The 26,086-nt window shown below is 67.9% G+C and carries 25 protein-coding genes; 17 read left to right on the top strand and 8 right to left on the bottom strand.

The genetic code is table 11. From position 1 onward, the window contains the following. Window positions 1-16: 16 nt before the first annotated feature. Together EV650_RS32865 and EV650_RS32860 are read right to left on the bottom strand one after the other, a co-directional pair. Window positions 17-1,093 (bottom strand): RICIN domain-containing protein, encoded by a 1,077-nt coding sequence (locus tag EV650_RS32865; RefSeq protein ID WP_166678364.1) that lies wholly within the window; start codon window positions 1,091-1,093, stop codon window positions 17-19. A 142-nt stretch (window positions 1,094-1,235) separates the two neighbouring features. Then, window positions 1,236-1,790 carry a helix-turn-helix domain-containing protein gene (locus EV650_RS32860; RefSeq protein ID WP_134123056.1) on the bottom strand — a complete coding sequence of 185 codons (555 nt, stop codon included), beginning with the start codon at window positions 1,788-1,790 and terminating at the stop codon, window positions 1,236-1,238. An 80-nt stretch (window positions 1,791-1,870) separates the two neighbouring features. Between EV650_RS32860 and EV650_RS32855 the strand changes: the two genes are divergently transcribed. Continuing rightward, window positions 1,871-2,557 (top strand): AzlC family ABC transporter permease, encoded by a 687-nt coding sequence (locus tag EV650_RS32855; RefSeq protein WP_134123055.1) that lies wholly within the window; start codon window positions 1,871-1,873, stop codon window positions 2,555-2,557. Continuing rightward, window positions 2,554-2,871 carry an AzlD domain-containing protein gene (locus tag EV650_RS32850; protein WP_238174633.1) on the top strand — a complete coding sequence of 106 codons (318 nt, stop codon included), beginning with the start codon at window positions 2,554-2,556 and terminating at the stop codon, window positions 2,869-2,871. Before EV650_RS32855 ends, EV650_RS32850 begins: the two co-directional genes overlap by 4 nt. On the opposite strand, the gene EV650_RS32845 is transcribed toward EV650_RS32850, so the two are convergent. Continuing rightward, a complete protein-coding gene (locus EV650_RS32845) occupies window positions 2,849-3,952 on the bottom strand; it encodes a substrate-binding domain-containing protein (RefSeq protein ID WP_134123054.1) in 1,104 nt (367 codons plus the stop codon). The two genes, EV650_RS32850 and EV650_RS32845, sit on opposite strands and share 23 nt — an antisense overlap. A gap of 95 nt (window positions 3,953-4,047) precedes the next feature. Here EV650_RS32845 and EV650_RS32840 point away from each other — a divergent pair, with 95 nt between their 5' ends. Genes EV650_RS32840 through EV650_RS32820 form a run of 5 tightly spaced genes read left to right on the top strand, consistent with a single transcriptional unit; the run spans window position 4,048 to window position 9,049 of the window. Next, window positions 4,048-5,976, top strand: a complete 1,929-nt coding sequence (locus EV650_RS32840) for a right-handed parallel beta-helix repeat-containing protein (protein ID WP_134123053.1) — start codon at window positions 4,048-4,050, stop codon at window positions 5,974-5,976. 16 nt (window positions 5,977-5,992) lie between these two features. Continuing rightward, the gene (locus EV650_RS32835) at window positions 5,993-6,667 is read left to right on the top strand and encodes a hypothetical protein (RefSeq protein ID WP_134123052.1); all 675 of its coding nucleotides are present in this window, start codon (window positions 5,993-5,995) and stop codon (window positions 6,665-6,667) included. Then, on the top strand, window positions 6,667-7,362 hold the full coding sequence (locus tag EV650_RS32830) for a tyrosine-protein phosphatase (RefSeq protein WP_134123051.1): 696 nt from the start codon (window positions 6,667-6,669) through the stop codon (window positions 7,360-7,362). The genes EV650_RS32835 and EV650_RS32830 overlap by 1 nt, the downstream gene beginning before the upstream one ends. A gap of 42 nt (window positions 7,363-7,404) precedes the next feature. Next, entirely contained in the window at window positions 7,405-8,295 is an 891-nt protein-coding gene (locus EV650_RS32825; protein WP_134123050.1) for an ABC transporter permease, read from the top strand. After that, window positions 8,288-9,049 carry an ABC transporter ATP-binding protein gene (locus EV650_RS32820; RefSeq protein WP_202875143.1) on the top strand — a complete coding sequence of 254 codons (762 nt, stop codon included), beginning with the start codon at window positions 8,288-8,290 and terminating at the stop codon, window positions 9,047-9,049. Before EV650_RS32825 ends, EV650_RS32820 begins: the two co-directional genes overlap by 8 nt. On the opposite strand, the gene EV650_RS32815 is transcribed toward EV650_RS32820, so the two are convergent. Together EV650_RS32815 and EV650_RS32810 are read right to left on the bottom strand one after the other, a co-directional pair. Then, window positions 9,046-10,050 carry a glycosyltransferase family 2 protein gene (locus EV650_RS32815; RefSeq protein ID WP_134123048.1) on the bottom strand — a complete coding sequence of 335 codons (1,005 nt, stop codon included), beginning with the start codon at window positions 10,048-10,050 and terminating at the stop codon, window positions 9,046-9,048. The two genes, EV650_RS32820 and EV650_RS32815, sit on opposite strands and share 4 nt — an antisense overlap. A 6-nt stretch (window positions 10,051-10,056) precedes the next feature. Then, window positions 10,057-11,547 (bottom strand): LCP family protein, encoded by a 1,491-nt coding sequence (locus tag EV650_RS32810; protein ID WP_134123047.1) that lies wholly within the window; start codon window positions 11,545-11,547, stop codon window positions 10,057-10,059. Window positions 11,548-11,809: 262 nt separating this feature from the next. Here EV650_RS32810 and EV650_RS32805 point away from each other — a divergent pair, with 262 nt between their 5' ends. The 6 genes from EV650_RS32805 to EV650_RS32785 all read left to right on the top strand — a co-directional run bounded on the left by EV650_RS32805 (window position 11,810) and on the right by EV650_RS32785 (window position 20,058). After that, window positions 11,810-12,643, top strand: coding sequence for a S1 family peptidase (locus EV650_RS32805; protein WP_134123046.1), 834 nt, complete (start codon window positions 11,810-11,812; stop codon window positions 12,641-12,643). A 91-nt stretch (window positions 12,644-12,734) separates the two neighbouring features. Then, on the top strand, window positions 12,735-14,795 hold the full coding sequence (locus EV650_RS32800; protein WP_238174632.1) for a spermine/spermidine synthase domain-containing protein: 2,061 nt from the start codon (window positions 12,735-12,737) through the stop codon (window positions 14,793-14,795). A 142-nt stretch (window positions 14,796-14,937) separates the two neighbouring features. Next, window positions 14,938-15,114, top strand: a complete 177-nt coding sequence (locus tag EV650_RS40530; RefSeq protein WP_166678363.1) for a hypothetical protein — start codon at window positions 14,938-14,940, stop codon at window positions 15,112-15,114. A gap of 222 nt (window positions 15,115-15,336) precedes the next feature. Next, on the top strand, window positions 15,337-16,290 hold the full coding sequence (gene galE, locus EV650_RS32795) for a UDP-glucose 4-epimerase GalE (protein WP_134123044.1): 954 nt from the start codon (window positions 15,337-15,339) through the stop codon (window positions 16,288-16,290). A gap of 89 nt (window positions 16,291-16,379) precedes the next feature. Beyond that, window positions 16,380-16,799 (top strand): cyclic nucleotide-binding domain-containing protein, encoded by a 420-nt coding sequence (locus EV650_RS32790; RefSeq protein ID WP_134123043.1) that lies wholly within the window; start codon window positions 16,380-16,382, stop codon window positions 16,797-16,799. A 31-nt stretch (window positions 16,800-16,830) separates the two neighbouring features. Further along, on the top strand, window positions 16,831-20,058 hold the full coding sequence (locus EV650_RS32785; RefSeq protein WP_134123042.1) for an ATP-binding protein: 3,228 nt from the start codon (window positions 16,831-16,833) through the stop codon (window positions 20,056-20,058). Here the strand turns inward: EV650_RS32785 and EV650_RS32780 are convergent. Further along, entirely contained in the window at window positions 20,018-20,794 is a 777-nt protein-coding gene (locus tag EV650_RS32780; protein ID WP_134123041.1) for an SDR family NAD(P)-dependent oxidoreductase, read from the bottom strand. The two genes, EV650_RS32785 and EV650_RS32780, sit on opposite strands and share 41 nt — an antisense overlap. A 2-nt stretch (window positions 20,795-20,796) precedes the next feature. Continuing rightward, the gene (locus EV650_RS32775; protein WP_134123040.1) at window positions 20,797-21,477 is read right to left on the bottom strand and encodes a TIGR03089 family protein; all 681 of its coding nucleotides are present in this window, start codon (window positions 21,475-21,477) and stop codon (window positions 20,797-20,799) included. Window positions 21,478-21,542: 65 nt separating this feature from the next. Here EV650_RS32775 and EV650_RS32770 point away from each other — a divergent pair, with 65 nt between their 5' ends. Then, window positions 21,543-21,854 (top strand): twin-arginine translocase TatA/TatE family subunit, encoded by a 312-nt coding sequence (locus tag EV650_RS32770; protein ID WP_134123039.1) that lies wholly within the window; start codon window positions 21,543-21,545, stop codon window positions 21,852-21,854. On the opposite strand, the gene EV650_RS32765 is transcribed toward EV650_RS32770, so the two are convergent. Further along, window positions 21,801-22,724 carry a LysR family transcriptional regulator gene (locus EV650_RS32765; protein WP_134123038.1) on the bottom strand — a complete coding sequence of 308 codons (924 nt, stop codon included), beginning with the start codon at window positions 22,722-22,724 and terminating at the stop codon, window positions 21,801-21,803. The genes EV650_RS32770 and EV650_RS32765 overlap by 54 nt on opposite strands. Before the next feature lie 70 nt (window positions 22,725-22,794). Between EV650_RS32765 and EV650_RS32760 the strand changes: the two genes are divergently transcribed. The 3 genes from EV650_RS32760 to EV650_RS32750 are packed head-to-tail and all read left to right on the top strand — an operon-like array spanning window position 22,795 to window position 26,065. Continuing rightward, window positions 22,795-23,625, top strand: a complete 831-nt coding sequence (locus tag EV650_RS32760; RefSeq protein WP_134123037.1) for an SDR family NAD(P)-dependent oxidoreductase — start codon at window positions 22,795-22,797, stop codon at window positions 23,623-23,625. Window positions 23,626-23,669: 44 nt separating this feature from the next. Further along, on the top strand, window positions 23,670-25,007 hold the full coding sequence (locus tag EV650_RS32755) for a hemolysin family protein (RefSeq protein ID WP_134123036.1): 1,338 nt from the start codon (window positions 23,670-23,672) through the stop codon (window positions 25,005-25,007). Then, a complete protein-coding gene (locus EV650_RS32750; RefSeq protein ID WP_134123035.1) occupies window positions 25,004-26,065 on the top strand; it encodes a hemolysin family protein in 1,062 nt (353 codons plus the stop codon). The genes EV650_RS32755 and EV650_RS32750 overlap by 4 nt, the downstream gene beginning before the upstream one ends. Window positions 26,066-26,086: the final 21 nt, after the last annotated feature.

Raw genomic sequence — 26,086 nt, 5'->3', positions numbered from 1 at the left:
CCGGGCGTCGCGCTGTTCAGAACGTCCAGCGCTGCGCTGCCGAGTTGTTGCAGATGGCAACGGTTACTGGGTTGCCCAGGGCAACTGGTGCGGTGAGGCAGAGGCCTCCTGCGCGGATTGTGCCGTCTCCGGGCTGGGTCCACTGCTGGTTGGTGCCGCCGTGGCAGCTGTAGAGGATGACGGCGCCGGCCTGGGTGGCACTCGAGTCCATGCAGCTGAACTCGGCGTGGAACGTCTTGTTCTCGGCGTGCACCCAGTTCTGGTTGTCGCCGCCGGTGCAGCTGTACAGCAGGATCGTCGTACCGTCCGAGCCGGAGACGTCCAGGCAGCCGCCACTGCCGCGGATGTCGCCGGAGGCCGAGTTGCCGATCCCGTTCTCCTGTACGGCGGTTGATCCGTTCAGCGTGACCTGACTGTCGGCGGCGCAGCCGGTGCTCTCCGAGCTGCCGGTGAAGTGTGCGGTGAGGCTCCCGCTGGTCGGGAGGTTCATCGTCAGCTTCGAGTACGGCTCGTCGTCGCAGGTGGCCTTGTCGTTGTTCCAGTCGAAGTACTCGGTCCAGCTGACCATTCCCGCCGTACTGATCGTGTTGCCGGCGCCGGTCTGCAGGCTGCCGAGTTTGAACGACGTACCGGCGGTGAGGTCGCGCACGGTCACGCCGTACCAGCCGCTGCCTTCACTGGCGACGGCGAAGGCGTAGGTGTGACCTGGGGTCGGGGCTTTGTCGAGGCGGCAGCTGCCGCCGGTGCCGTCCTCCTGGAACTTGATGCAGTACGTGCCGGCGTCGCCGACGCGCATGTCGGTCGAGTTCCAGAGCGAGTAGAGGAACATGCCGCCGCCGTCGCGGTGGGTCTGCATGCCGGTGTACCCGCCGACGTCACCGCCGGTGAAGTCGAACTGGTTGGACCAGTAGACGTTGGCGCGGCCGGGCGCGTTGTTGATCGTCATCCGGAACTCGGCCTGCGTGAGCGACGCCGTGTCGAACGTGTAGTTGACGTACGTGCCGGGGGTGACGCCGACGGCCGACGCACTGCCGGGGACGAGGGCGGCGGCGAGGCCCAGAAGGGCGCAGAGCAGTACGGACTTGAGTCTCATCGGGGGTGCTACCTCCAAGCGAAGTGGGGCGGACTTCGGCCTGACCGGGGCGGTGGGGTGGGGTAGGTAATGAAACTGAGAGCTCTCTCGAGTTGATGATGCGCAGAAGTGCTTGGAGATGTCCAGAGGTGAGCGGTTAACGTTACACATGCTCGGAAACGAGCGTGGCCGCCGTGCCTTCCTCGAGTGCCTGGAAGATGTGCGGCAGGTCGCCGGGGTAGGCGATGTAGTCACCGGGGCTGAGCTCCACCGGGTCGTCGAGCGGTCCGATCAGAGCGCGACCGGAGCCGAGGACGACGTGCTCGACGACGCCCGGCATATGCGGCTCGGACTTCCGGCCGGGACCGGGGGAGGCGACGATCCGGTAGATGTCGCGGCGGGCGTTGGGCGGGCTCGAGGCGACCAGGGTGGCGCTGTAGTCGGCCTGGTCGGAGTAGATCGCCGGGCCTTCGCCGGCCCGGATGATCTGGACCTTCGGGCGCGGCGGGTCGAGCAGTGCCGCGAACGGGGTGTCGAGGGCAACCGCCAACGCCCACAGGGTTTCGACGCTGGGGTTGCCGGTGCCGGACTCCAGTTGCGACAACGTGGACTTCGCGACGCCGGCGCGTTTCGCGACCTCGGTCAGGGAGAGCCCGGCGCGGGCCCGGTGCCGGCGCAGGGATGCGGCGATCACATCCAGTGGTGCCCTGTTGTCCATCGCGTGTTCGCTCCAGGTTCGATATAGCGGTCTGGTTGTTCGGCTTGACGAACGAGTGATCGGTGTTCATCATAATGCCCATGCGTTCGATATGGCGAACACTCGACCGGGGACTCGCCCGCGACATCGGCCTGGTCTGCCTGGCCGACGGTGTCGTCGGGCTCTCGTACGGCGCGATCAGTGTCGGCGGCGGCCTGCCGTTGTGGGTGCCGATCCTGCTCTCGATCGTGGTCTTCGCCGGTGCGTCGCAGTTCCTGTTCGTCGGGATCGTCGCGGCCGGCGGCAGCCCGATCGCGGCGATGATCGCCGGTCTGCTGGTCAACACCCGGCACGTCGCGTTCGGTCTGGCGGTCAGCGACGTGATCGGCGGCGGCTGGCGGCGCTTCCCGGGCAGCCACCTGATGACGGACGAGAACGTCGCGTTCGCGATGGGCCAGGACGAGCTCAAGCAGAAGCGTGCGGCGTACTGGGCCGGCGGCATCGGCATCTTCATCTGCTGGAACATCGGTGTCGTCATCGGCGGACTCGCCGGCTCGATCATCACCGACACGGACGTCTTCGGACTCGACGCGGCCTTCCCCGCGGTCCTGCTGGCGCTGGTCCTGCCCGCCCTTCGCGACCGTTCGATCCGTACGCCGGCGTTGGTCGCCGCCGTGGTCGCGCTGGCCGCGACGCCGTTCCTGCCGGCCGGAGTACCTGTGCTGCTCGCCCTGGGCGGGCTGCTGTTCTACCGCGCCGAAAAGCCCGCCCTGGAGGTGGCGTCGTGAACGTGCTGATGCTGGTCGGTATCGGAGTGCTTGCCGTAGGCACCTTTTCCCTGCGGTTCGCAGGGCCGGCGTTGCGCAGCCGGTTCGAGGTGCCGGAGCGAGCGCAGCAGTTGCTCGCCGCGGCCGCGATCGTCCTACTGACCGCCCTGGTCGCAACGTCCGCCCTGACCCAGGGCCACGGTCCGGCCGGGGTCGCGCGGCCGGCCGGAGTACTGGTGGCCGGTGTGCTGGCCTGGCGCAAGGCGCCGTTCGTGCTGGTCGTCGTAGCCGCCGCCGCAACCGCAGCCGGCCTCAGGCTGCTCGGCGTACCGTAGTCGTTGCTCGCTGGTGCAGCCGAGGGACGATGGCGAGTTTGGTGGGTGGGTGGACTTCGTGGTTGTGCTGCCCTCTGCTGCTGAGGCGATCGACGATCATCTCGACGGCGCGTCGGCCGAGCGCGATCCGATCCGGCGCGATCGCACTCAGGCCGCCGGCCGGGTTGCTGGGTAGCCCGTCGTCGTACGACAAGATCGACACGTCGCCGGGGACGTCGACATCGCGGGCCCGAAGGAACTCCTGGGCGGCGACCGCATCCTCGTCCGTGTGCACGAAGAGCGCGGTGGGCTTCTGGTGGTGGAAGAGCTCCTCCAGCGCGCTCGTCAGTACGCCGTGCTGGTCGGAGGACCGTCCCAATCGGGTGATCCCGAGCGTCATGCCACGGGTCGGGGCGATCGTCTCCGCGTACGCCGATGTCGTCCGGAGCAAGGCCGGTGCGGTCGGAGTATCGCGAATCAGACAGTGGATGGTTCGGTGCTCGAGGGCGGCGAGGTGATCCAGGCCCAGCACCGCTCCGGCCTGATGGTCGGTGAACACGTGGTCCACGGGAGACCGGGCGGCGGCAACGGAGGTCGCCGGGTCGAGGTCCCGAACCCAGTCGAGCTCCCAGGGGCGCTCGATCAGCACAACCGGTACGTCGGTGTGGCACAGCTGACCCCAGGTCGCCGCCGGCAGGTGCGGAGTGACGAGTAGTCCGTCGAGCTTCAGGCTGGTGATCCGCGCGTACCGCGCTGCCGCGAGCTCATCGGTGTAGTCGTAGTCCGCTTCCACCAAGGTGCAACCACTCGCGGCCGCCGCCTGTTCGGCGCCGGCCAGGACAGCGTCGAAGCAGTATCCCCGGGTCGGCACCAGGATCCCCAGCCGCAGTTGCGCTCGGACGGGATCGCGCCGGCCGACCCCGACAGCGCCACCATGGACGCGGGCCAGCCGTCCTGTCGTCGAGAGTTCGTGGATGTCCCGCTGAATGGTCCGGACGCTCGCTCCCAGCGCGGTCGCCGCCTCCAGGGCGGACACGGAGCCGGTGCGCTCGATCCACTTGACCAGAAGCTCCCTGCGCTGCGACCCCAGAAGCTGGCTCATGCTCCCAGGACGATACGTGAGGACGTGTCGTCTTTTGTCCGAATCGGCGCGCCGCGGCCGGGCCTCGTGGTGACCTGTCTTCGGAGGTGTTCAGGATGAGACTGAAGCTCGCGCTGGCATTCGTGGTTCTCTTTGTCGCCTCGGCGCTCACCTGCGTCAACGCGTCGGCGGCGGGGTCCTTGTACTACGTCGACTGTTCGGCAGCAACGGGTGGCAGTGGCAGCCAGACCTCGCCGTGGAACTCTCTCGCGGCAGTCAACGCGCACGCGTTCGTACCCGGAGACAAGCTGCTCTTCGCCCGGGGCGCGACCTGCGCCGGTCAGCTGAAGCCGACGGGATCGGGAACCGCCTCCGCGCCGATCACGGTCGACGCCTACGGCACGGGAAGCGCGCGCCCGGTCATCGCCGGCGGCGGAACGGTCTATGCCGCGGTCCACCTCTACAACGTCCAGTACTGGGAGATCCGCACTCTGGAGGTGACCAACCAGGGCGCGTCCGTCGCCGAGCGGAACGGCATCCTGGTCGAGATCGCCGACCTCGGCACCGGGTCGCACTACGTCGTCGACAACGTCTACGTGCACGACGTCAACGGCGGCGACACCAAGAACAGCAACGGGATCCAGTTCCGGGTCAGCGGTACGACGACACCCACGCACTTCAACGACGTCACCGTCGAGAACTCCGACATCTTCCACGTCGATCGAGAGGGACTCACCACCTCGTCGAGCTGGGGATGCCGGGCGATCTACGCGTGTACTTCCGGGCCGGCCTGGACCGCGAACACGGGCGTCGTCTTCCGGAACAATCTCATCCACGACATCGGGGGAGATGGGATCGTTCTGCGGATCGGAGCCGACGCGGTCGTCGAGCACAACACGGCGTACGACATCTGGATGCGTTCGGCGGGTAACAACGCCGGCATCTGGACGATCAACAGCGACCGGACCGTTGTGCAGTACAACGAGGTCTACCGGGTCCGTCGGCCGTGCTGCAACGACGGGATGGCGTTCGACTCCGACGGCGGGAACCGGGGCGTCGTCTTCCAGTACAACTTCAGCCACGACAACGAAGGCGGATTCGTCTTGTTCTGTGGGTGTTCCAGCGGCTGGAGCACGTCCGGGACGATCGTGCGCTACAACCTCTCGATCAACGACAAGTCCCGGATTCTGTACGCCGCGGGTGAGAGCGCGGCCCAGATCTACGGCAACACGTTCTACCTCCCGAGCGGATCGGCGACGAAGGTGATCGAGGACAACGGTTCGAGTTCCACCAAGGCGACGTGGACGAACAACCTGATCTACAACCTCGGCAGCGGAGGCTACGACCAGGTCGCGAACTACGTGTTCCGCGGAAACCTCTACTACGGAACCCATCCGTCGTCGGAGCCGACGGATCCCTACAAGTCGATCGCGAACCCCTTGCTGGTCGCGCCGGGCAGCTGGGCACCGGACGGCTACAAGCTGGGATCAGGATCGCCGGCTCTGCGGACTGGGCTGAACCTGGTGGGTTCGAGTCCCAAGGACTACTTCGGCGGTCTGGTCCCGGTCAAGTGCAGGCCGGACGTCGGGTTCCATCAGCGCTCGACGTTCGACGACACGTCTTGCGCCGGCACGAACTTGGTCCAGAACGGAGGCTTCGAATCCGGCACTTCCGGTTGGAGCGTGACGGCCGGGCGAGCCTTCGTCGCCACGGACACTGTCCACGGGGGTGCGGACAGCCTGAAGCTCGGTCCGTCCCAGGCGAGCGCCGAGCAGGTCGTCCCCGTTCAACCCAACACGACGTACGTGCTCTCCGGCTGGGGAAGGGTGTCCGCCTACGACACGGAGCTCGTGATCGGCGCGAAGGCCTTCGGCGGTACGTCGGAGGTGCGGGCGCCGGCCTTCGTCAACACGACCTGGCGCGGCGGCAGCGCGACCTTTACCACCGGCCCGAGTACGACGACAGCGACGGTCTACTGCTTCACCCGAGCCGGCGCAGGGTTTGGCTACTGTGACGATCTGACGCTGACCCGGCAGCCCTCGTAGCAGGTAGCGTTCGGGCATGAGCATGCAGCCCGGCGGGCCTGTTGCGGCGCCGAAGAAGTCGATTCTGCCCGCGATCGCGATCGCCTGCTTCGTGATCGGTGCGGTGCTGGTCGGGTTCTTCGTCTGGCGGATCGTCGTGACGGCGCCGCGGACGCCACAGCCGATCGAGTTCGGGCGGGTCGAGCTGAAGGACAAGGGGCTGACGATCTACTCCTCCGTCCCGGTGCTGGCTCCGCCGTGCAAGGCACAGGACGCCGACGGTAACGACGTACCGCTGAAGCATCCGTCCGGGTCGGAGACGATCACGATCAACGGCGACAGCTGGTACGTCGTCGCGCGGTCGGTGAACACGGTGCCGGCCGGGGTCTACAGCATCTCGTGTACGGACGACGCGACGAGTGCGACGTACGCCGCCGGGCCGAAGTCGTCGATCGTGTCGTTCGTGCTGTCGATCCTCGGCACCATCTTCTCGTTCCTGATCTTCGTCGGCCTCGGCGTCGTCTTCCTCGTCATCTGGCTGGTCCGCAAGAGTCGCCGCAACCGGCCTACGACCACCTTCCCCACGCAGCCAGGTGCCCCCGGCAACTATCCGCCGCCTGGCTACCCTCAGCCACCTAACCAGACCTTCCCGCCACCTCCGCCGTACAACCCAGGACCGAATCCGGACCGCCCGCAGGATCGGAGGCAGTGATGGATCTCGACTGGGCGGGGTGTCGGAACGTTCGGGATGTCGGTGGGTTGCCGACGGCTGATGGGCGGGTGGTTAGGAAAGGCGTGCTGATCCGGTCGGACAGTCTGCAGTATCTGACCGATGAGGGCGTTGAAGCGGTACGGCGTTCCGGGGTGAGTCGGATTGTGGATCTGCGGGGTGACGACGAGGTTGCGGGGTGGCCGACGCCGTTCACCGGGACGCCCTTGGCGGTGCGCCAGGCGTTGCAGGATCCGGCCGATCCCGATCTGCCGACGATCGTCGAGACGTGCACGTGGATGCTCGATCGGCGACCCGAGCTGTTCGCGGCCGCGGTGAAGGCGATCGCGGACGAGCCGGACGGTGCGGTGGTTGTGCACTGTCACGGCGGCAAGGACCGGACCGGCATGGTGGTCGCGCTCGCGCTCAGCGTGGTCGGCGTACCGGAGGAAGCGATCGTGGCCGACTACTTCCGTACTCAGGAGCGGCTCGCGCCCTGGCTGGCGGAGCAGTTGGCCGAGGAGCCCGATACGTCGAAGCATCCGGAGCTGATCGAGTTCCGCGACACCCGGGCCGAGTCGATCGTCGCGATCCTGCGGCACCTGGACACGAAGTACGGCGGTGCGGAGGCATACCTGCGGCACGGTGGTCTTACCAGCGAGGACCTCGCGAACCTGAGAGCCCGCTTAGTCGACTGACCTGCGTCACGAACGGATCACGCAGCGCAGTACATTAACGCAATGCCGACCGCCGCAGAGCCGACCGGGGTCACCGACCCCGCCGTGCTGGCCGAACGCTACGGACTCTCCAAAAGCTCGATCCGACCGCCGCTCGGCTCGTACTTGCGCGAGCTGTGGAGCCGTCGCCAGTTCGTCCTCAGCTACGCAACAGCTCGCACCTACGCCATGTACGCCGGCGCCCGTCTGGGCTCGATCTGGCAGGTGCTGACGCCGCTGCTCAACGCCGCGGTGTACTACCTCGCGTTCGGTGTCCTGCTCGGCACCAAGAACGGGATCGACAACTACGTCGCGTTCCTGCTCAGCGGGATCTTCGTCTTCACGTTCACCCAGCGCTGCATGACCGAGGGCTCGCGCTCACTCGCGCTGAACCTCTCGCTGATCCGCACGCTGCACTTCCCGCGCGCGACTCTCCCCCTCGCCTACGTGCTGAACGAGCTGAACCAGATGCTGGTGTCGCTGGCGATCCTGTTCGTGGTGGTCGGGTTCACCGACGGGCCGCAGTGGCGCTGGTTCCTGATCGCTCCGGCGATGGTGCTGCAGATGATGTTCAACATCGGCATCACGCTCGTCTTCGCGCGGATCGGGACGTTCGTCTCCGACATCACCCAGCTGCTGCCGTTCGTCACCAGGACCTGGTTGTACGCGTCCGGGATCTTCTTCTCGCTGCCGTACAAGCTCGAGCAGCTGCACGCACCGAGCTGGGTGGTCCAGGTGCTCGCGTTCAACCCGATCTCGGCGTACATCGACATCGTCCGTCGATCGCTGCTCGAGGAGCACAAGCGCAACCAGCTGCCGCACGCCTGGACGATCGCGATCGTCTGGTCGTTCGTGATGCTGGCCGCCGGATTCTGGTACTTCTGGCGGGCGGAGGATCGCTATGGCCGTGGCTGATTCTGGGGCTGAACCGACGGTCATCGCCGACAAACTCGACATCATCTACAAGGTGATCGCCGGGCAAGGCGGCAAGGGTACGGCGGCCACCGCGCTCCGGCGGATCCTGAAACGGCAGGACCGGCCGACGATCCGCGAAGTACACGCAGTCAAGAGCGTCAGCTTCACCGCGTACAAGGGCGACGCGATCGGCGTGATCGGCCGCAACGGGTCCGGCAAGTCGACGATGCTGCGCGCGATCGCCGGCCTGCTGCCGCCCGCGGCCGGGGCCGTCTACACCGGCGGGCAGCCGTCGCTGCTCGGCGTGAACGCGGCGATGATGAACGACCTCACCGGCGACCGCAACGTGGTCCTCGGCTGCCTCGCGATGGGCATGTCCCCGGCCGAGGTGCAGAGCCGGTACGACGAGATCGTCGACTTCTCCGGGATCGGCGACTTCATCGACCTGCCAATGTCGACGTACTCCACCGGAATGGCGGCGCGGCTGAAGTTCGCGATCGCGTCCGCGAAGACGCACGACATCCTGCTCGTCGACGAGGCCCTGGCCACCGGCGACGCCGAGTTCCGGATCAGGTCCGAGCGCAAGATCAAGGAACTCCGCGACCAGGCCGGCACCGTCTTCCTGGTCAGCCACAGCCTCGAGGTAGTCCAGGAAACCTGCAACCGAGCCCTCTGGCTAGACGCCGGCGTCCTAAAACTGGACGGCCCCGTAGAAGACGTAATCCAGGCCTACCTGAAATCAACCCGGAGCTAGACGGTCTTTGGTTGTTCGCGGAGGCCTACTAGGAAGCCTAGGCCCCAGGAGACGTGCATGGTGGCGCAGACGAGGGGCATCCAGAAGAGTGCGCGCCAGGGGAGGTAGCGGCCCTCTACGGCGGAGCCGGCGAGGAGCAGTACGGCGTACCCCAGGGGGGCCAGGAAGCCGAGGTCTAGCCAGCTGACGCCGGTGGCCAGGCCCACGATGCCGAGGATGGTGCCGACGGCGAGCAGGATGACCGCGACCGGTGGGGCCAGGTAGCGCTTGCTGGCGGTCTCCGGGTGCCGGCGGATCACCTCACGGCGCCACTGACCGGTGTGGAAGAACTGCTGCGCCACCGCGGACAGCGACGAGCGCGGCCGGTAGGTGACGGACAGGTCCGGGGTGAACCAGATCAGGCCGCCGGTCTTGCGGATCCGGTAGTTCAGCTCCCAGTCCTGCGCGCGGTGCATGGTCTCGTCGAAACCGCCGACCCGCTCGAGCGCGGCCCGCTTGAAGACGCCCAGGTACACGGTGTCGGCCGGCCCGGCCTTGCCGCCCTGGTGGAACGTGGACGCGCCGAGACCCAGCCGGGAGCGGTACGCGCAGGCGACCGCCATCTCGGTCGGGGTCCGGCCCTCGGCCGCCATCACGCCGCCGACGTTGTCCGCACCGCTCTCGTCCAGCACCTCGACCGCGCGGGTGATGTAGCCGTCGGTGAGCGCGCCGTGCCCGTCGACCCGGACCAGGATGTCGTGCTTGGCGTGGGCGATCCCGACGTTCAGCGCGGCCGGGGTCTTGCCGGTCGGGTTCGGCACGATGCTGATCCGATGGTCCTTCTCGGCCAGCTTGTCCGCGATCTCCTGGGTGCGGTCCTTGCTCGGGCCGATCGCCAGGACGACCTCCAGGTCACCCGGATAGTCCTGCTCGAGGACGCGTCCGACCGCCTCCTCGAGATGACGTTCCTCGTTCAGCACGGGCATCACGACGGACACGGGTGGCCAGTGGGACAGCGGCATATCAGGTCAGGCCTTACAGATCGATGCGACGTCGTCGACGCCGGTGGCGGGTGTTGTCGGTGAGGTTGTCGCCGTACTGGACGGTGACCGTTTCGTGGTGCTGGTGCTCGGCTTCTTGGTCGTGCTGCTGGTACTACGCGGAGTGGTCGAACTCTTACCGTCTCCTCCTGAGCCGCCCTTGTCCAGCGATTCGGACTTCGCAATCGCCTCGGCGACCTTGGTACGGATCAGCGCGAAGTCCGGGTCGCCGGTGTGGATCAAGGGCGGGACCGCGGAGAAGCTTGACACCGGTAGCTTCTTCGCGTCCAGCGCGAGGTCCGTGAAGGTGCCCAGTTCACCGGCCGGAATGTCGGTCTTGACCACCTGTTTGCTGGCCGAGGCGATGCCCTGGAACTTGGTCAGCACGGTCGACGGGGACAGCTGGTTCAGCATCGCGGACATCACGCACTTCTGCCGGGCCATCCGCTCGTAGTCCGACGATTCGGCCCGGGACCGGGCGAACCAGAGCGCGTGATAGCCGTCCAGGTGCTGATTCTTGCCGGCCTCGATGTAGCCCTTGATCGGTGAGCTGCCGCCGCCGATCGGGACCCGCTTGCCGATGTCCAGGGTGATCCCGCCGACCGCGTTCAGCAGGTCGCGGAAGCCGGCCAGGTCGATCAGCACGAAGTAGTTGATCTTCAGCCCGGTGACGGCCTCGATCGCCTGTGTGGTCGCGGTTTCGCCCGGATTCGGGTCGCCGGGGAAGAGGGCCTTGTGGTTAGCGGCGTACGTATAGACCGCGTTCAAGAGGCACTCGGCGGCGCACTTGTTCCAGATGAACCCGTTCGGGAACTGCTTGGCCATCGCCGTACCGGCCGGGAACGGCACCTTGGCCAGGTTCCGCGGCAGGCCGATGAGAACAGTACGGCCGGTGTCGGCGTTCACGCTGGCCACGGTCATGCTGTCCGGCCGGGTGCCGATCCGGTCCGCGCCGGAGTCGCCGCCCATCAGCAGGACGTTGTAGCGGCCCTTCTCGGCCTTCGACGACTTCCCGCTGCCGAACACGCTGGCGACGAAGTCTCGCTGGGTGTTCACGATCACACTGGCGTAGACCAGGGCGCCGACGACGACGAAGATCATCACGCCGTCGAGGATGCTGGTGATCAGCCGGTGGTTGCGCTCCAGAGTCAGCGGCTGCGCGATCCGGTACGCGTCGATGAACAGCGCGGCCCAGCCGATCGCGAGCACGATCAGGATGATCTGCACCAGCCGCAGCGTTCCCGGCCTGGCCAGGAAGTTGATCGTCCCCGAGCGCCAGATCAGGCCGAGCACGACCAGGAAGACCACGATCGCGATCAGGCCGGCAACCACCCGCCAGACCCAGCGACCGGCCCGCCTGCTGCCCGCGACGATCTGCGCCGACCCGGGCAGGATCAGCGTCATCAGCAAAAGTGCCAGCGCCCGCTTGAACCGGACCGGCTCGCGGAGATTGCGCAGGTCTGGTTTCTCCTGCGGCATGACGTCCTTCCGTTCTCCGTACAGGGGGCGGCTGAAGCCGACGCTACCTTGTGCTCCAACCGTCGATTGGTACGACGTGCCGGGCACACGGATGGTTCGACCCTGGGCGGATCCGGAGACGAAGAGTAGCAGTCTCGACACGGAGCGCAGGAAAACCCCTGCTCTGACCCTGTGGACAGCCGGTTTCACGGAACTGTGATGGTGACCGGCAGGAGATTGCGTTACGAAGTCCTCCAAGTACAACCAGTGAGGACACCGCCCCATGAAACTGTTCCGTACACTCCTGGCCGCTACCGCGGTCGCGACCACAACCCTCCTCGGCACCACCTCCGCCCAGGCAGCAGCACCCGGCGCCGACTTCACCGGGATCGCAGCCCTGAGCAACTGCTCCGCGTCCCTCGTCCGGTACGCCGAATCGGTCAGCACCGACAAGGCGCTCGTACTCACCAATGGGCACTGCTACGAGGGCGGGTTCCTGAATCCCGGCCAGGTGCTGGTGAACAAGACGTCGACCCGGTCGATCACGCTGCTCAAGCCGGACGCGAGCCGGGCCGGTACGGTCCGCGCCGACAAGATCCTGTTCGGCACGATGACCAAGACCGACATGATCGTCTACGAGGTCAACGAGACCTACGCCTCGATCAAGAGCCGGCTGAACGTCGACCCGCTGACGCTGGCCAAGCAAGGCCCGGAGAACGGCGTCGGTATGGCGGTCGTGTCCGGTTACTGGCAGCGGATCTACACCTGCTCGGTGCAGGCGACCATCCCGCAGCTCCGCGAGGGTGACTGGACCTGGCAGAACTCGATCAAGTACCAGCAGCCCGGTTGCGAGACGATCGGCGGTACGTCGGGATCGCCCGTCGTGAGCACGTCGACCGGCGAGGTCATCGGCATCAACAACACCGGTAACGAGGACGGCGAGCGCTGCACGGTCAACAACCCGTGTGAGGTGGACGCCGACGGCAACGTGACCGTCGAGCAAGGTGCGGCGTACGGCCAGCAGACCGCCTGGCTCTACACCTGCCTGACCGCGACGCGCGCCATTGACCTGAACAAGGCCGGCTGCGAACTCCCGAAGCCGCTCCGCCGCAACTGACGCTGCGTATTGGGTGCCTGCGGGGTGACGCACACCACTCCGATATCCGGTAACGTCGCCCCGCATGGCAGTCGACTCTTCTACTGACCGCATGACCGTCCCCAGTTGGCCGAGCCCGTTCGGGGTCCGGACCCGGCTGGTCGCGTCCAGTGCGCTGATGCTCTTCACCGAGCTGGCGCTGATCCGCTGGACCGGCTCGAACGTCGTCCACCTCAGCTACTTCTCGAACTTCGTGCTGCTCGGCTCGTTCCTCGGTATCGGGATCGGGGTACTGCGTTCCGGTCGGGCGAAGCGGCTGCCGTACTACTCGCCGATCATGCTGGGCCTGCTGGTCCTGGTGATCGCCTGGAAACCGGTCACGGTCAACCGGGGTACTTCGTCGAGCGTCATCTACTTCACCAGCTTGAACACGACCGGTCCGCCGACCTGGGTGATCCTGCCGATCATCTTCGTCGCCGCCGCGGTGGTGCTGGCAGGTCCGGCCGAGTTGGTCGGCCGCTGCTTCTCCGAGTTGCCGCGACTGACGGCGTACCGCTTCGACCTGATCGGCAGCCTGGCCGGGATCGTGGCCTTCACCGGGCTGTCGTTCCTGGGTGCGCCGCCGGTCTGGTGGGGCCTGATCGTCACGATCATGTTCGGCGTACTGATGATCCCGCGGTCGTCCGGGACCGGTCGCAAGCTGGTCGCGACTGGGCTGAGTGCCGCGATGGTGCTCGCGCCGCTGCTGGTGATGCTCGGGGTGCTGTTCCACGAGTCGACCAAGGCGGACAACAGTTGGTCGCCGTACTACAAGGTGCAGACCAAGCAGTACACCTTCGAAGGTGTTCCGCTGCTGACGATCACGGTGAACGGCGTACCGCACCAGCAGGCGATCCCGGCGGACGCGCGGTTGCAGTGGGAGCCGCAGTACGGGCTGCCGTACGAGCGGGCGACCACCGGCAAGACGCCGAAGAACGTGCTGATCATCGGCGCCGGCTCCGGGTCGGACGTGGCGATCGCGTTGAAGAAGGGCGCGACGCACGTCGACGCGGTCGAGATCGACCCGCGGATCCGCGACCTCGGCAAGCAGCTGAACCCGGACCGGCCGTACCAGGACCCGCGGGTGACGTCGCACATCGACGACGGGCGGGCGTTCCTGTCCCGGACGGACAAGAAGTACGACATGATCCTGCTGGCGCTGCCGGACTCGCTGACGCTGGTGAACGGCGCGAGCTCGCTGCGGCTGGAGAGCTACCTGTTCACCAAGCAGGCCTTCGAGTCCGCTCGTGACCACCTGAATCCGGGTGGGGCGTTTGCCATGTACAACTACTACCGTGAGACCTGGCTGATCGACCGGCTCGCATCGACCGCGCAGGAGGCGTTCGGGCACAAGCCGTGCGTGGACAAGATCGGTGACGGTCTGCAGCAGGCGGTCGTGACGGTCGGACTGACCGAGCAGGACCAGACCTGCGCCGCGGAGTGGCCCGGTCCGGCCGCGATCACGCCGCCGCCGGCCACGGACAACCGTCCGTTCCTCTATCTCTTCACCGACCGGATCCCGTCGCTGTATCTGATCACGCTCGGGCTGGTCCTGGTCGCGGGTCTGATCGGGGTCGGGATCGCCGGCGGCGGGTCGTCGTACCGGCGGATGCGGCCGTACGCGGACCTGTTCCTGCTCGGGGCCGGGTTCATGTTGCTGGAGACGAAGAGCATCACCGGGTTCGCGTTGCTGTTCGGTACGACGTGGGTTGTGAACGCGATCGTGTTCGCCGGGGTGCTGGTGGCCGTGCTTGCCGCGGTCGAAGTGACGAGACGGTTCAAGACACCACCGGTCAAGGTGATGTTCGCGGTCCTGTTCGGCGGGCTGGCGTTGTCGTGGGTCTTCCCTGACAGCTGGCTGCTCGGGATGCCGGTCGGGTTGCGTGCGCTGGTCGCGGTGCTGATCGCGTTCACGCCGATCTTCGCCGCGAACGTGATCTTCGCCAAACGCTTCACCGACACAGCCGACGGCACAGCCTCCTTCGGCGCCAACCTCCTCGGCGCCATGCTCGGCGGCTGCCTCGAATACGCCGCCCTGATCATCGGCTTCCACGGCCTCCTGATCATCGCCGCCCTCCTCTACGCCGGCGCCTTCCTACTCACTCCGAAAATCCGCGCGGTGGTGCGGAGCTAGCTGCTAAGTTCTGACGTTTGGGTCGCCCGGACCTCCGAGAACACCTGGAGGTTGCCGAGATGGACGATCTCGCCGCGCGGTCCTGGAAGTTGCCGCTGGCACCGGCTTCTGGACGACTGCCCTGGCGACCACCGCGCGATCGGTGCTCGCCACCGACCTGAACGACGAGACCCTGGCCGTGGCCCGGAGGCTCTCCGACGGACGTGCGTTCGAGGTGCTGAAGAACTTCCCGTCGCGGGACCAGTTCGCGGCAGATGTGGCGCCGGCCGAGGTCGTCTGGACCGACCTCACCTACTTCTGGTTGGCGACGATCTCCTAGGTTGCACGCATCCTTGTGTCAGCTCGACAGTACGTATACGTCCACTGAGGCGCCGGCGGCGGTTGTGTGAGCGTGCGGCCGGCGGCCGGGGGCCGACACCTCCTGTCGAGCTGTCCGCGATCACCGGGTTGGCTTACTTCTGGCTGGGAACTGTCTGCTAGTTGGTGCAGGTTCGGCCCGTTTGTGGGGTTCTGGTGGGGTGGCGATGGCAGGATCAGAGACATGACTTGGCTTGTTACTGGCGGTGCGGGGTACATCGGGGCGCATGTGGTGCGGGCGTTTCGGAACGACGGGATCGACGTGGTTGTCATCGACGACCTGTCGAGTGGGAAGGCGGAGTTCGTGCCGGACGGGGTGCCGTTCGTGCGGGCGAACCTGCTGGACGGTACGGCGGTGCGCGAAGCGCTGGACGGGGTCGACGGGGTCGTCCACCTGGCCGGGTTCAAGTACGCCGGGGTGTCGGTGGACCGCCCGCTGCACACGTACACGCAGAACGTGACCGCGATGGTGTCGCTGCTGGAAGCGATGGCGGAGAAGGAGATCCGCAACGTCGTCTTCTCGTCGAGCGCCGGTGTGTACGGGACGCCGAAGGACGAGGTGGTCACCGAGCAGACGCAGCCCGACCCACAGTCGCCGTACGGCGAATCGAAGCTGATCGGCGAGTGGCTGCTTCGTGACCAGGCCGCCGCGGTCGAGCTGCACCACACCTCGCTGCGCTACTTCAACGTGGTCGGGTCCGGCGATCCGACGGTGTATGACGCCAGCCCGTACAACCTGTTCCCGATTGTCTGCAACCTGTTGACGCAGGGAAAGGTGCCGCAGATCTACGGCACCGACCACCCGACCCCGGACGGTACGTCGGTCAAGGACTACGTACACGTAGCCGATCTGGCCCGCGCGCACGTGGCTGCCGCCCGCGCGCTGGAGTCCGGTAAGACCCTCGAGCCCGTCTACAACCTGGGCAGCGGCACGGGTACGTCGGTCCGCGAGATCATGGACGCAGCCCGCCGCGTCACCGGTATCGACTTCACCCCGACCGAAGGCCCACGCCGGCCGGGCGACCCGTCCCGCGTCGTCGCGAATGGCGACCTCGCCGCCCGCGACCTGGACTGGAAGAACACCTACACGGTCGACGACATGTTCGCCACCGCGTGGGAAGCCTGGCCGAAAGCCTGAATCGTGGTCGGCGATCCGCACCGGCTGTAGCCTGTGGCGCAGTTCACTGAGCTGCCCGTGCGCCGGGCACCGATCGAGGGGTGCGATCCATGAGTTACGAGAGCCTGCCGACGTTTCTGGCGAAGATCGACCTCTTCGAAGGACTGTCCAAGGACACCCTGTCCGACCTGATCGAGCGTGGCACCACGCTGAAGGTCCCGGCCGGCAGCCATGTGGTCGAGCAGGGCGCCAACGATGCCGGCCTGCAGGTGGTGCTGGCAGGCTCGGCCGACGTCGAGGTCAACGGCGTCGTCCGCGAGCCGCTGAAGGTGGGGGACTACTTCGGTGAGATCTCGCTGATCGACGGCCTGCCGCGGTCGGCGACCGTGGTGGCCGGGCCGGACGGCCTGAGTACGTTCGCGCTGTCCGCGCTGGCGTTCGAGCCGGTGGTGAAGGAGAACCCGGACGTCGCCCAGGCCCTGCTGAAGGCCCTGACCGCCCGGATCCGCAGCCTCGAGTCCGAGAGCTGAGCCGATCGGCTCGAATGTCCTTGGGGGCGCGATGACCGAGGAGCGCAAGGTCGTTACGGTGCTGTTCTGCGACCTGGTCGGCTTCACCACCGCGTCCGAATCCGCCGACCCCGAAGACGTTCGCCGCTGGCTGGCGCCGTACCACTCGACGCTGCGGCAGACGATCGAGCGGTACGGCGGGACCGTCGAGAAGTTCGCCGGAGACGCCATCCTGGCCGTGTTCGGCGCACCGCGGTCGCGGGAGGACGACGCGGAGCGGGCAGTCCGGGCCGGGCTGGCGATCCTCGACGCGGTGGCCGAGCTGCGGGACGGGCCGCTGGAGGTCCGGATCGGCATCGAGACCGGTGAGGCGCTGGTCCAGCTGACCGCGCGACCCGAGCTCGGCGAGCCGTTCGTCACCGGCATGGTGGTCAACATGGCCGCCCGGCTGCAGTCGTCGGCGCCGGTCGGCGCGGTGGTGGCCGGGCCCGGCACGCACGCGGCGACCAGCCGTGTATTCGGCTACGAAGCCCTGGAACCCGTTGTGGCCAAGGGAATCAGCCACCCCGTCGAACGCTGGCAGGCCGGCCCGCCGAGGGCGCGCTTCGGTGCGGACGTGATCCGCGACCTCAGTACGCCGATGGTCGGCCGGCAGCGCGATCTCACCCTGCTGTGCACCGCGTTCGAGAAGGCCGTCGCGGAGCGGGTGCCGCAGTTCGTCACCTTGCTCGGCGAGCCGGGCATCGGCAAGTCCCGCCTGGTCGCGGAGTTCGGCGCCTGGCTGGATCAGCACGACGAGCTCGTCACCTGGCGCGAAGGCCGATCGCTGCCGTACGGCGAGACGCCGTTCGGGCCGATCGCCGAGATCTTCAAGGTCCAGGCCGGGATCCTGGACACCGACCCGCCGGCGCAGGCCGTGGCCAAGCTCGACGCGATCGTGCCGGATGGCGCGGACCGTGCCTGGCTGCGGGCCCGGGTCGGGCCTTTGGTCGGCGCCGACCGGTCCGCGCAGCCGGGGTCGGCGACCCAGGAGGAGTCGTTCGCGGCCTGGCGGCAACTGCTGGAGTCGTTCGCCGAGCAGTCGCCCGTGGTCCTGGTGTTCGAGGATCTGCACTGGGCGACGGACGCGATGCTCGGCTTCGTCGATCACCTGGCCGAATGGCTGACCGACCTGCCGCTGCTGGTCGTCGTCACGGCCCGCCCCGAGCTGCTCGAACGCGGACCGCAGTGGACCCGCGGGGTCCAGAACGCCCTCACCCTCGGCCTCTCGCCGCTGACGGCGGACGAGACCGATCAACTCCTCAGCGGGAGGTTCGCCGGTCAGGACGTGCCCGCGGAGATCCGACGGCGCCTGGTACGGCGTGCCGACGGCAATCCCTTGTATGCCGAAGAACTCGCCCGGATCGTGACCGACTGCGGCCCGGACCAAGCCGCCTCGGCCGAGCTGCCCGCGGGCATCGCCGCGCTCATCGCGGCTCGGCTGGACACGCTCGAACCCGATCGCAAGGCACTGCTTGCGGATGCCGCCGTGGTCGGCCGGGTGTTCTGGGCCGAAGCCGTCGCTGCCTTGTCCGGCCGCGACCTGGCGGAGGTCGTCCAAGCACTGCAGGAGCTGGCCCGCAAGGAGCTGGTGCGGCCGGTCCGGCGGTCGTCGATGCTGGGCCAGCACGAATACACCTTCTGGCATGCACTGACCCGCGACGTCGCCTACAGCCAGGTGCCGCGCACGGCTCGGTCGACACGGCACCTCGCTGCCGCCGACTGGCTCGAGCTGCGCTGCGCCGCCTGTCAGGCAGAGACCCCGAACCTGATCGCGTACCACCTCACCACCGCACTCGATCTGGCCGCCGCGGTCGGCGACACGGACGCGGTCACGACGATCGCCCCACGGGCCCGCCACTACCAGTTGATGGCTGCCGAGCTGGCGATGGACCTCGACACCAGTGAGGCGATGGCCCTGCTCGATCGCGCGCTCGGCCTCACCCCGGCCGGGGATCCGGAACGTCCGGCGATCCTGACGCGCTGGGGCTGGGCGGCGTTCCTGGCCGGACGGCTCGACGACGCGCGGACCGCCTACCTCGAGGCCATCGCCGGATTCGAGGCGTCCGGCGACGTCCGTGGACTCGCCCTCGCTCTCCGTGCGTCGACGTACGCGCGGAACAGCATGGAGGAGAGCCTGGCGACGGTCGACCGGGCGGTCGCGATGCTCGAGGAGCTCGGGCCGAGCGAGGACCTCGTGCAGTTGCTCGCCGGGCAGGCGAGCATCCGGCTGGTGGCGAGCCGTCGTGAGGATGCGATCGTCTCGGCGGACCGTGCCCTGCGGATGGCTGCCGAGCACGGGTACGACGTACCGCACCGGGCACTGGAATCGCGGGGGCTCGCCCGAGTCAGCCAGGGTGACACCGGCGGACTGGTCGACGTCAAGGAGGCTTTGGCCGCGCTGCTCGAGCTCGGACGAGGACGCGATGCGGCGGTGGTTTGGCTGAATTACGGCTGGATGCTGTGGCAGATCGAGGGACCGGTGGTCGCCTTGGGGGAACTCGACACCGCTCGCGAGTTCGCCGCCCGGCGCCGGCTGGCCGAGATGGAGCAGCAGATCAGCTGTACCGTCCTGCAGTTGACGATCGAGACGGGCAGCCCGGCCGAGGCCATCGCGGCATGCCAGGCCCAACTCGAGCACCCAGGACCGGCGTTCACCACTCTGCGGCGGATCGAGGTCCTGTCGGCGCTGGCGGTGGCGCACGTCGAGTCAGGTCTTGCCGGCGCCCGTGACCCCGCCGAGGAGGCGTTCCAGCTGGCAGTGGATGCGGGCTGGCCGGACCTGATCGTCATCGCGGGATCTCCCGCAGCGACCACCCGGGCCGGTGACGGCGACCGGGACGGCGTACTGGAGATCCTGCGGTTGCTCGGGTCGCTGTCCGATCTGCGCGGCAGCCTCGAGTTCGATGCCCGGCTGCCGTCGCTGATCCGGGCGGCGCTCGCCGCAGGTCACGTCGAGGCCGGTGTTGTGCTTGCGGACTTCGTGGAGCCGGTGCTGCCGATGCGTGAGTACTCGGCGACGACGGCCGAGGCGCTGCTCGCCGAACACCGCGGCGACACCGAGGCCGCGGCCGCCGGGTTCGCGCGGGCGGCGGCGGATTGGGGTGCCTTCGGCAACAAACTCGAACAGGCCCATGCGCTCCGCGGCCTGTACCGCACGACGGGCGATCCCGGCGCCCAGGCGCAGGCCGAGCAGCTGTTCAGTGCCCTGGGTACTCCTTCTTCGACAGGGCCGGGTTGAGGACGGTTGGCCCTGTGAGTACGCCGCCTTCGACCGGGAGCGTGTGGCCGGTGATCCAGGCGGCGTCGTCGGAGGCGAGGAAGGCGACCGCGGCGGCGATGTCCTCGGGCTCGCCGATGCGGCCGAGCGGGTACATCTTGCTGAGCCGTTCCAGTGTGTCCGGCTGGTTGTCCCAGTTCGGCGTCCGGATGGTGCCGGGGGCAACGACATTGAACCGGACGCCGAGGCTGCCGTAGCGAGCGGCGTAGTTGACCGTCATCGCGATCTGGCCGGCCTTGGCCGCGGAGTACTCGATGTTGCCGAAGGCAGCGAGTCCGTTGACCGAGCTGATCGTGACGACGTTGCCGCGGTTCTTCACCAGCTCCGGCAACGCGGCCTGAATGCACCGCGAGGCTCCGACCAGCGTCAGGTCCAGCTGCGCGCGCCAGTCGTCGTCGGTCGTGTCCTCCGGCGCCGACTGCACGATGCACCCGCCGGCGTTGTTCACGACCACGTCCAGCCGGCCGAAACGCTCGACCGCTGCCGCGACCGCAGCATCAACGTCGTCCCGGCTCGTCACGTCGACCCGCAGCGGAAGTGCTCGCGCACCGATTCCGGCAGCGACCTCGCCGAGCTTGTCCTCCTGCAGATCGGTCACCACCACCGACGCGCCCTCGTCCGCCAGCCGCCGCGCGACCGCAGCCCCGATACCCTGCGCCGCCGCCGTGACCAGCGCAACCTTGCCCTCGAACCGCACGCTTACCCCTCCAGAACTCGGTCGACCTTCTCGTCCGCCGTCCGGCGCTCCAGCTTGCTGGGGTCCAGGTTGCGGCAGAGCACGATCGAACCACCTCCGGAGATCACGCCGACCAGCAGTCCCAGCCCTTGGCGGTCGGTCAGGGTCCGCGTGACCAGGATCCGGTCGCTGACCGATTCCGCCGTACCGATCAGGTCGTCATGGGTGAGTTCGTCGTACGCCGGTGTTGTAGGCGTCGGCGGGTCGAACGGGACGAAGACGTCGGGGTGGTTGTAGACCTCCGCGCCGTAGTCCTGGATCCCGTCCGGGAGAGGTTCGCGGAAGCGGCCGCCGAGCGGGAGGAGGGCGGAGGCAACGGTCTCGCGGTTGCCTCGGACGTTGAAGTCGGGGCCGGTGATCGCGAGGTCGCCGGTCTTGCTGGTCAACGATGCGCCGGCCGACCACGTGGAGATGGCCCAGACCACGCCGAGCCAGTGCGGCGGCAGGCCGATCGCGACGGTCTCGCCGGTTTCCAGGTCGTACTCGTCGACCAGCAGGTTGGCGGTCTTCGCGACCCAGTTCGCGGTCGTGACCGCGCTCAGCTCGATCCGTTCGCCGCTCGTGTCGTCGTAGTAGGTGAGGAACGGGGCGCCGCCGTCCCGGCGGACCGCGGCCGCGAACAGGTCGGGAAGGACTCGTGACATATGGCCCACCCTACGGTTCGGAACCCGGCGTACCGTGGTGGGGGATTCTCGAAAGAAGGCTTGTCATGGTGTCACTGCTCGCGCTGCCCGAAGGCGGCGAATGGATCGTCATCCTGATCATCGTGGTGCTGCTGTTCGGTGCGAAGAAGCTGCCGGAGCTGACCAAGAACGCGGCCCGCGCGATGAAGGAATTCGAGAAGGCGCGGCACAGCGACGACGACGAGACCCCGCAGGTCACGGCCCCCCAAGCCCAGCCCGTCCAGCCGCAGGCAGCCCAGGCTCAGCCTCAAGCAGCCCCCCAAGCGGTCCAGCCCCAGGACGGCTCAGCTCGGCGGGTTGACCTCGAGGGCGGCAGCGCGGAGAGCAGCGGCCAGTAGCGCCGCCGGCTCCGGCATCCTCCCGGGCAACCGGGCGAGGATGGTACGGCGCAATTCCTGCGGACCACCCCGGACCGTGACGACCCGGACACCGGGTGGCACCGCCGACGCCATCGACGCGGAGATCGTGGTCAATCCCGCGCCGGCCGCGACCAGATGGAGTTTGGCCAGCCAGTCGCGGACCGTGTGCGCAATCACCGGCCGTTCATCGAGACCCGGCCAGACACCCATCCACAGCTCACTGCTCGACGCCGGTCCGGCGATCCAGCGCTGACCGCGCAGGTCGTCGACCTCCACCGAGTCGTGGGCCGCGAGCGCATGCCCGGTCGGCACCGCCAGCCGCAGACTCCGCTCGGCCAGCGTCTCCAACTTGAGCGCAGGCGACTCGGCGTCCGGCGGCCGGAACGGCGGCGCGGACGCGATCAACGCGAGGTCGATCGTGCCGGCCCGGAGCGCCCGGACCAACGTCGGCGTCGAACCTTCCCGTGTCGTCACGGTGATCGCCGGGTGTGTACGGCGTACCGCGCTAATTGCCCGTGGCAACAAGACCGCGCCCGCGCTCGGGAACCAGCCGAGCCGGACCGTCCCGCCCTCTAACGGGAGTCCGGCGAGCTCGCGGGCCGTGGCGTCGAGCTGATCGAGTACGGCTGCGGCGTTCCGCAGTACCACTTGGCCGGCCGTGGTCAGGGCGACGCCTTCGCGGCGGCGCTCGAGGAGTTGGTTGCCAGCGGCACGTTCGAGGGCGGCGATCTGCCGGGAGACGGCCGATTGCGTGTATCCGAGCGCGGACGCCGCGGCCGTGAACGTGCCGCGTTCGGCCACCTCCCGGAACACCCTGAGGGCAACCAGTGAGACGTCGGTGAAGTCCATGACATCTACGCATACCACCTATGCCGAACTTTCGCTGGAGTCATACCACCGGCCGACCTACGTTGGCCACATGACAGAACAACGCATCGCACTGGTGACCGGCGCCAATCAAGGCATCGGATATGCATTGGTAGAAGAGCTGGCGAACAGGATGAACCCGGAGGACCTGGTCCTCCTGACCGGCAGGAACCCGGAGCGGGTCGCTGAAGCGGCCGCTCGCGTGCACGGCGTCGCGAAGGTCGAAGGACGCGTGCTGGACGTGACCGACCGGGCGGCCGTAGAGCAGTTGGCGGCCGAGCTTGGCGGAGTGGACTTCGTGGTGTCCAACGCTGTGGGGCCGTTGGAGCCGGGGAAGGAGCCCGTCGAGCAGATCGACGAGTTCGTGGACGTGGCCAACCTCGGGGCGCAGTACATGCTGCGGGCCTTCGGGCCGATCTTGCGGCCGGGCGGGCGGCTGATCGTGGTGGCCAGTTCGCTGGGGACGTTGGAGCAGTTGCCGGCGGCGTTGTGGCCGCGGTTCGACGACGCGTCGCTGGAGGACGTGGAGAAGGTCGTCGAGGAATGGCGGACCGCGGTGCACGACGGTACGGCGACGGACCAGGGCTGGCCGGAGTGGATCAACCTCCCGTCGAAGGTCGCTCAGGTCGCCGCGGTACGGGCGGTCGCCAACGAACGCCGCGCCCGCGATCTCGCAGCCGGCACGCTGGTCGCGTCCGTTTGCCCAGGGCTGGTCGACACGCGCGCCTCCCGGCCGTGGTTCGAGGACTTCAGCGACGCCAAGTCTCCGGCGGACGCGGTACAGCCGATCGCCGACCTGATCCTGTCCGACCACGTCGCCCCGGCGCAGTACGGCGAACTCATCCGCGACGGCGAGGTCGTCCCCTGGAAGCCGTCTAGGTAAGCCCCGCAGTACTCCGGCGGCCGGAGTTCTCATAGGCTCGGACCATGTTGATCCTGGCCGGTCTGGGCCTGATCCTGGTGCTGACCGTTGCCACTGGCTACTTCGTCTCCCAGGAATTCGCGTACGTCGCGGTGGACCGGAGCCGGCTGAAGACGCGGGCCGAGGACGGTGACCCGGCCGCGGCCCGGGCTCTGAAGGTCACGTCGCGGCTGTCGTTCGTCCTGTCCGGTGCGCAGGTCGGCATCACCATCACCGCCCTGCTGGCCGGATATTTCGCCGAGCCGTACCTCGGTGCTGGTCTGGAGGATCTGCTCGGTGCGGCGGGGGTCCCGAAAGCTGTGAGCGTGTCGGTCTCGGTGATCCTGGCGTTGCTGCTGGCAACGATCATCCAGATGGTGCTCGGTGAGCTGGCGCCGAAGAACCTGGCGATCGCGAAGGCCGAGGCGATCGCGCTGCGGCTGTCCCGGTCGACGTTGATGTACCTGACCATCGCCGGCCCGATCATCCACCTGTTCGACTCGGCCTCGAACCGGATCCTCCGCCGGGTCGGTATCGAGCCGGTCGAGGAGCTGCCGCAGGGCGCGACCCCGCAGGAGCTGGACCGGATCATCGAGACGTCGTACGAGCAAGGACTGCTGGACCAGGACACCATGCGACTGCTCGACCGCGGGCTCGACTTCCGCGGCCGGACCGCCGGTGAGGCGATGGTCCCGCGGGTCGACGTGGTCACCATGCACCGCGACGAGCCGCTGACCCGGGTGGTCGAGCTGCAAGACACGGGGCACAGCCGGTTCCCGGTGATCGGCGACTCGGTCGACGAGGTGATCGGCGTGGTCGCAATCGGCGACGTGGTCGAGCTGGAGCCCGCCGACCGGGCCGCGATCGCGGTCGGTTCGTTGGCGTCGCCCGCGGTCGTTGTACCGGCCACCCTGCCGCTGCCTGGCGTGCTCGAGCGGCTCCGGGTCGCCCGCCGTCAGCTCGCGATCGTCGTCGACGAGTACGGCGGTTTCGCTGGGATCGTCTCGCTGGAGGACATCGCCGAGGAACTGGTCGGCGAGATCCGGGACGAGGACGACCTGCCGGAGACCGGTCTGGTGCAGGGCGGCGACGGGTCGTGGGTGGTCCCGGCCAGGTGGCGGCTCGACCAGGTCGAGGAGGCAACCGGCGTACAACTGCCCGAGGGCGACGACTACGAGACGGTGTCCGGTCTGGTGATGGCGCGGCTCGGTCGTCTCCCGATGGTCGGCGACGAGTTGGTCGTCGAGCTGCCGCAGCGGATCGATCATGACGGCCGTCCGATCCCTGCTGAGTACGTGCGGCTCGCGGTGCAGACCGTCGAGCGCCGGGTGCCCGGGATCGTGCTGATGGAGCGGACGGCATGAGTACGACGTGGGCTCTGGTCATCTCCGCCGTACTGCTGGCGCTGAACGGGTTCTTCGTCGCAGCCGAGTTCTCGCTGGTCGCGTCGAAACGGCACCGGCTCGAGGAGGCCGCCGCGTCCGGCAGCCGAGCGGCACGGGCCGCGATCGCCGGCGTCAGCGAACTGTCGCTGATGCTTGCTGGCGCGCAGCTCGGGATCACGTTGTGCACGCTGGGCCTCGGTTCGCTGAGCGAGCCCGCCGTCGCGCATCTGCTGCACCCACTCTTTGAACTGGCGCACGTACCCGAGGGCGTCGGTCATGTGATCGCGCTGATCATCGCGGTCGGCGGGATCGGTCTGCTGCACGTCCTGCTCGGCGAGATGGCGCCGAAGTCGTGGGCGATCAGCGACCCTGAGCGGTCGGCGTTGGTGCTGGCGCTGCCGTTCCGCGGATTCACGTGGGTCTTCCGGCCGCTGCTCATCGTGCTCAACTGGCTCGCGAATCTGTGCGTCCGGCTGGTCGGAGTCACACCCCAGAACGAGATCGCCAACGCACACGGCCCGGACGAGCTCCGGCTGCTGGTCGAGTCCTCACGAGAGCACGGGACGCTCGAGCAGCCTGAGCATGAACTGCTGACCGCGATGCTCGCCCTGCAGAACACCACGGTCGGTCAGGTGATGACGCCGATCGCCGAGCTGTCCACGGTCTCGGCGTCTGCATCGGCGCGCGAGGTCGAGCTGATCAGCCGCCGCGAGGGCCACTCCCGACTTGCAGTCGTCAGCTCTGGTACGACGATTTGCGGCATCGTCCACGTTCGTGACGCGGCCCGCGCGACGACCGCGGGCGACACGAGCAGCCGCGCCTCGGATCTGATGATGGCAGCGCTCGAACTCGGCGAGAACACCCCGGTGGCGAAGGCGATCCGGACCATGCGCGACGAACGCTCACAACTCGCGGTCGTCTGCGGCGGCGACGAGGCGATCGGTGTGGTCGCGTTGGAGGACCTCCTCGAAGAGGTCATCGGCGAATTCGACGACGAGACCGACCCGATCGTCAGTGCTGCCAAGGCGGCGGACTAGCGGCGACGGGGTGGGCGCGGC

Source organism: Kribbella kalugense, from assembly GCF_004365875.1.
GTDB lineage: Bacteria > Actinomycetota > Actinomycetes > Propionibacteriales > Kribbellaceae > Kribbella > Kribbella kalugense.
This window is presented reverse-complemented; position numbering and strand designations above follow the sequence as displayed.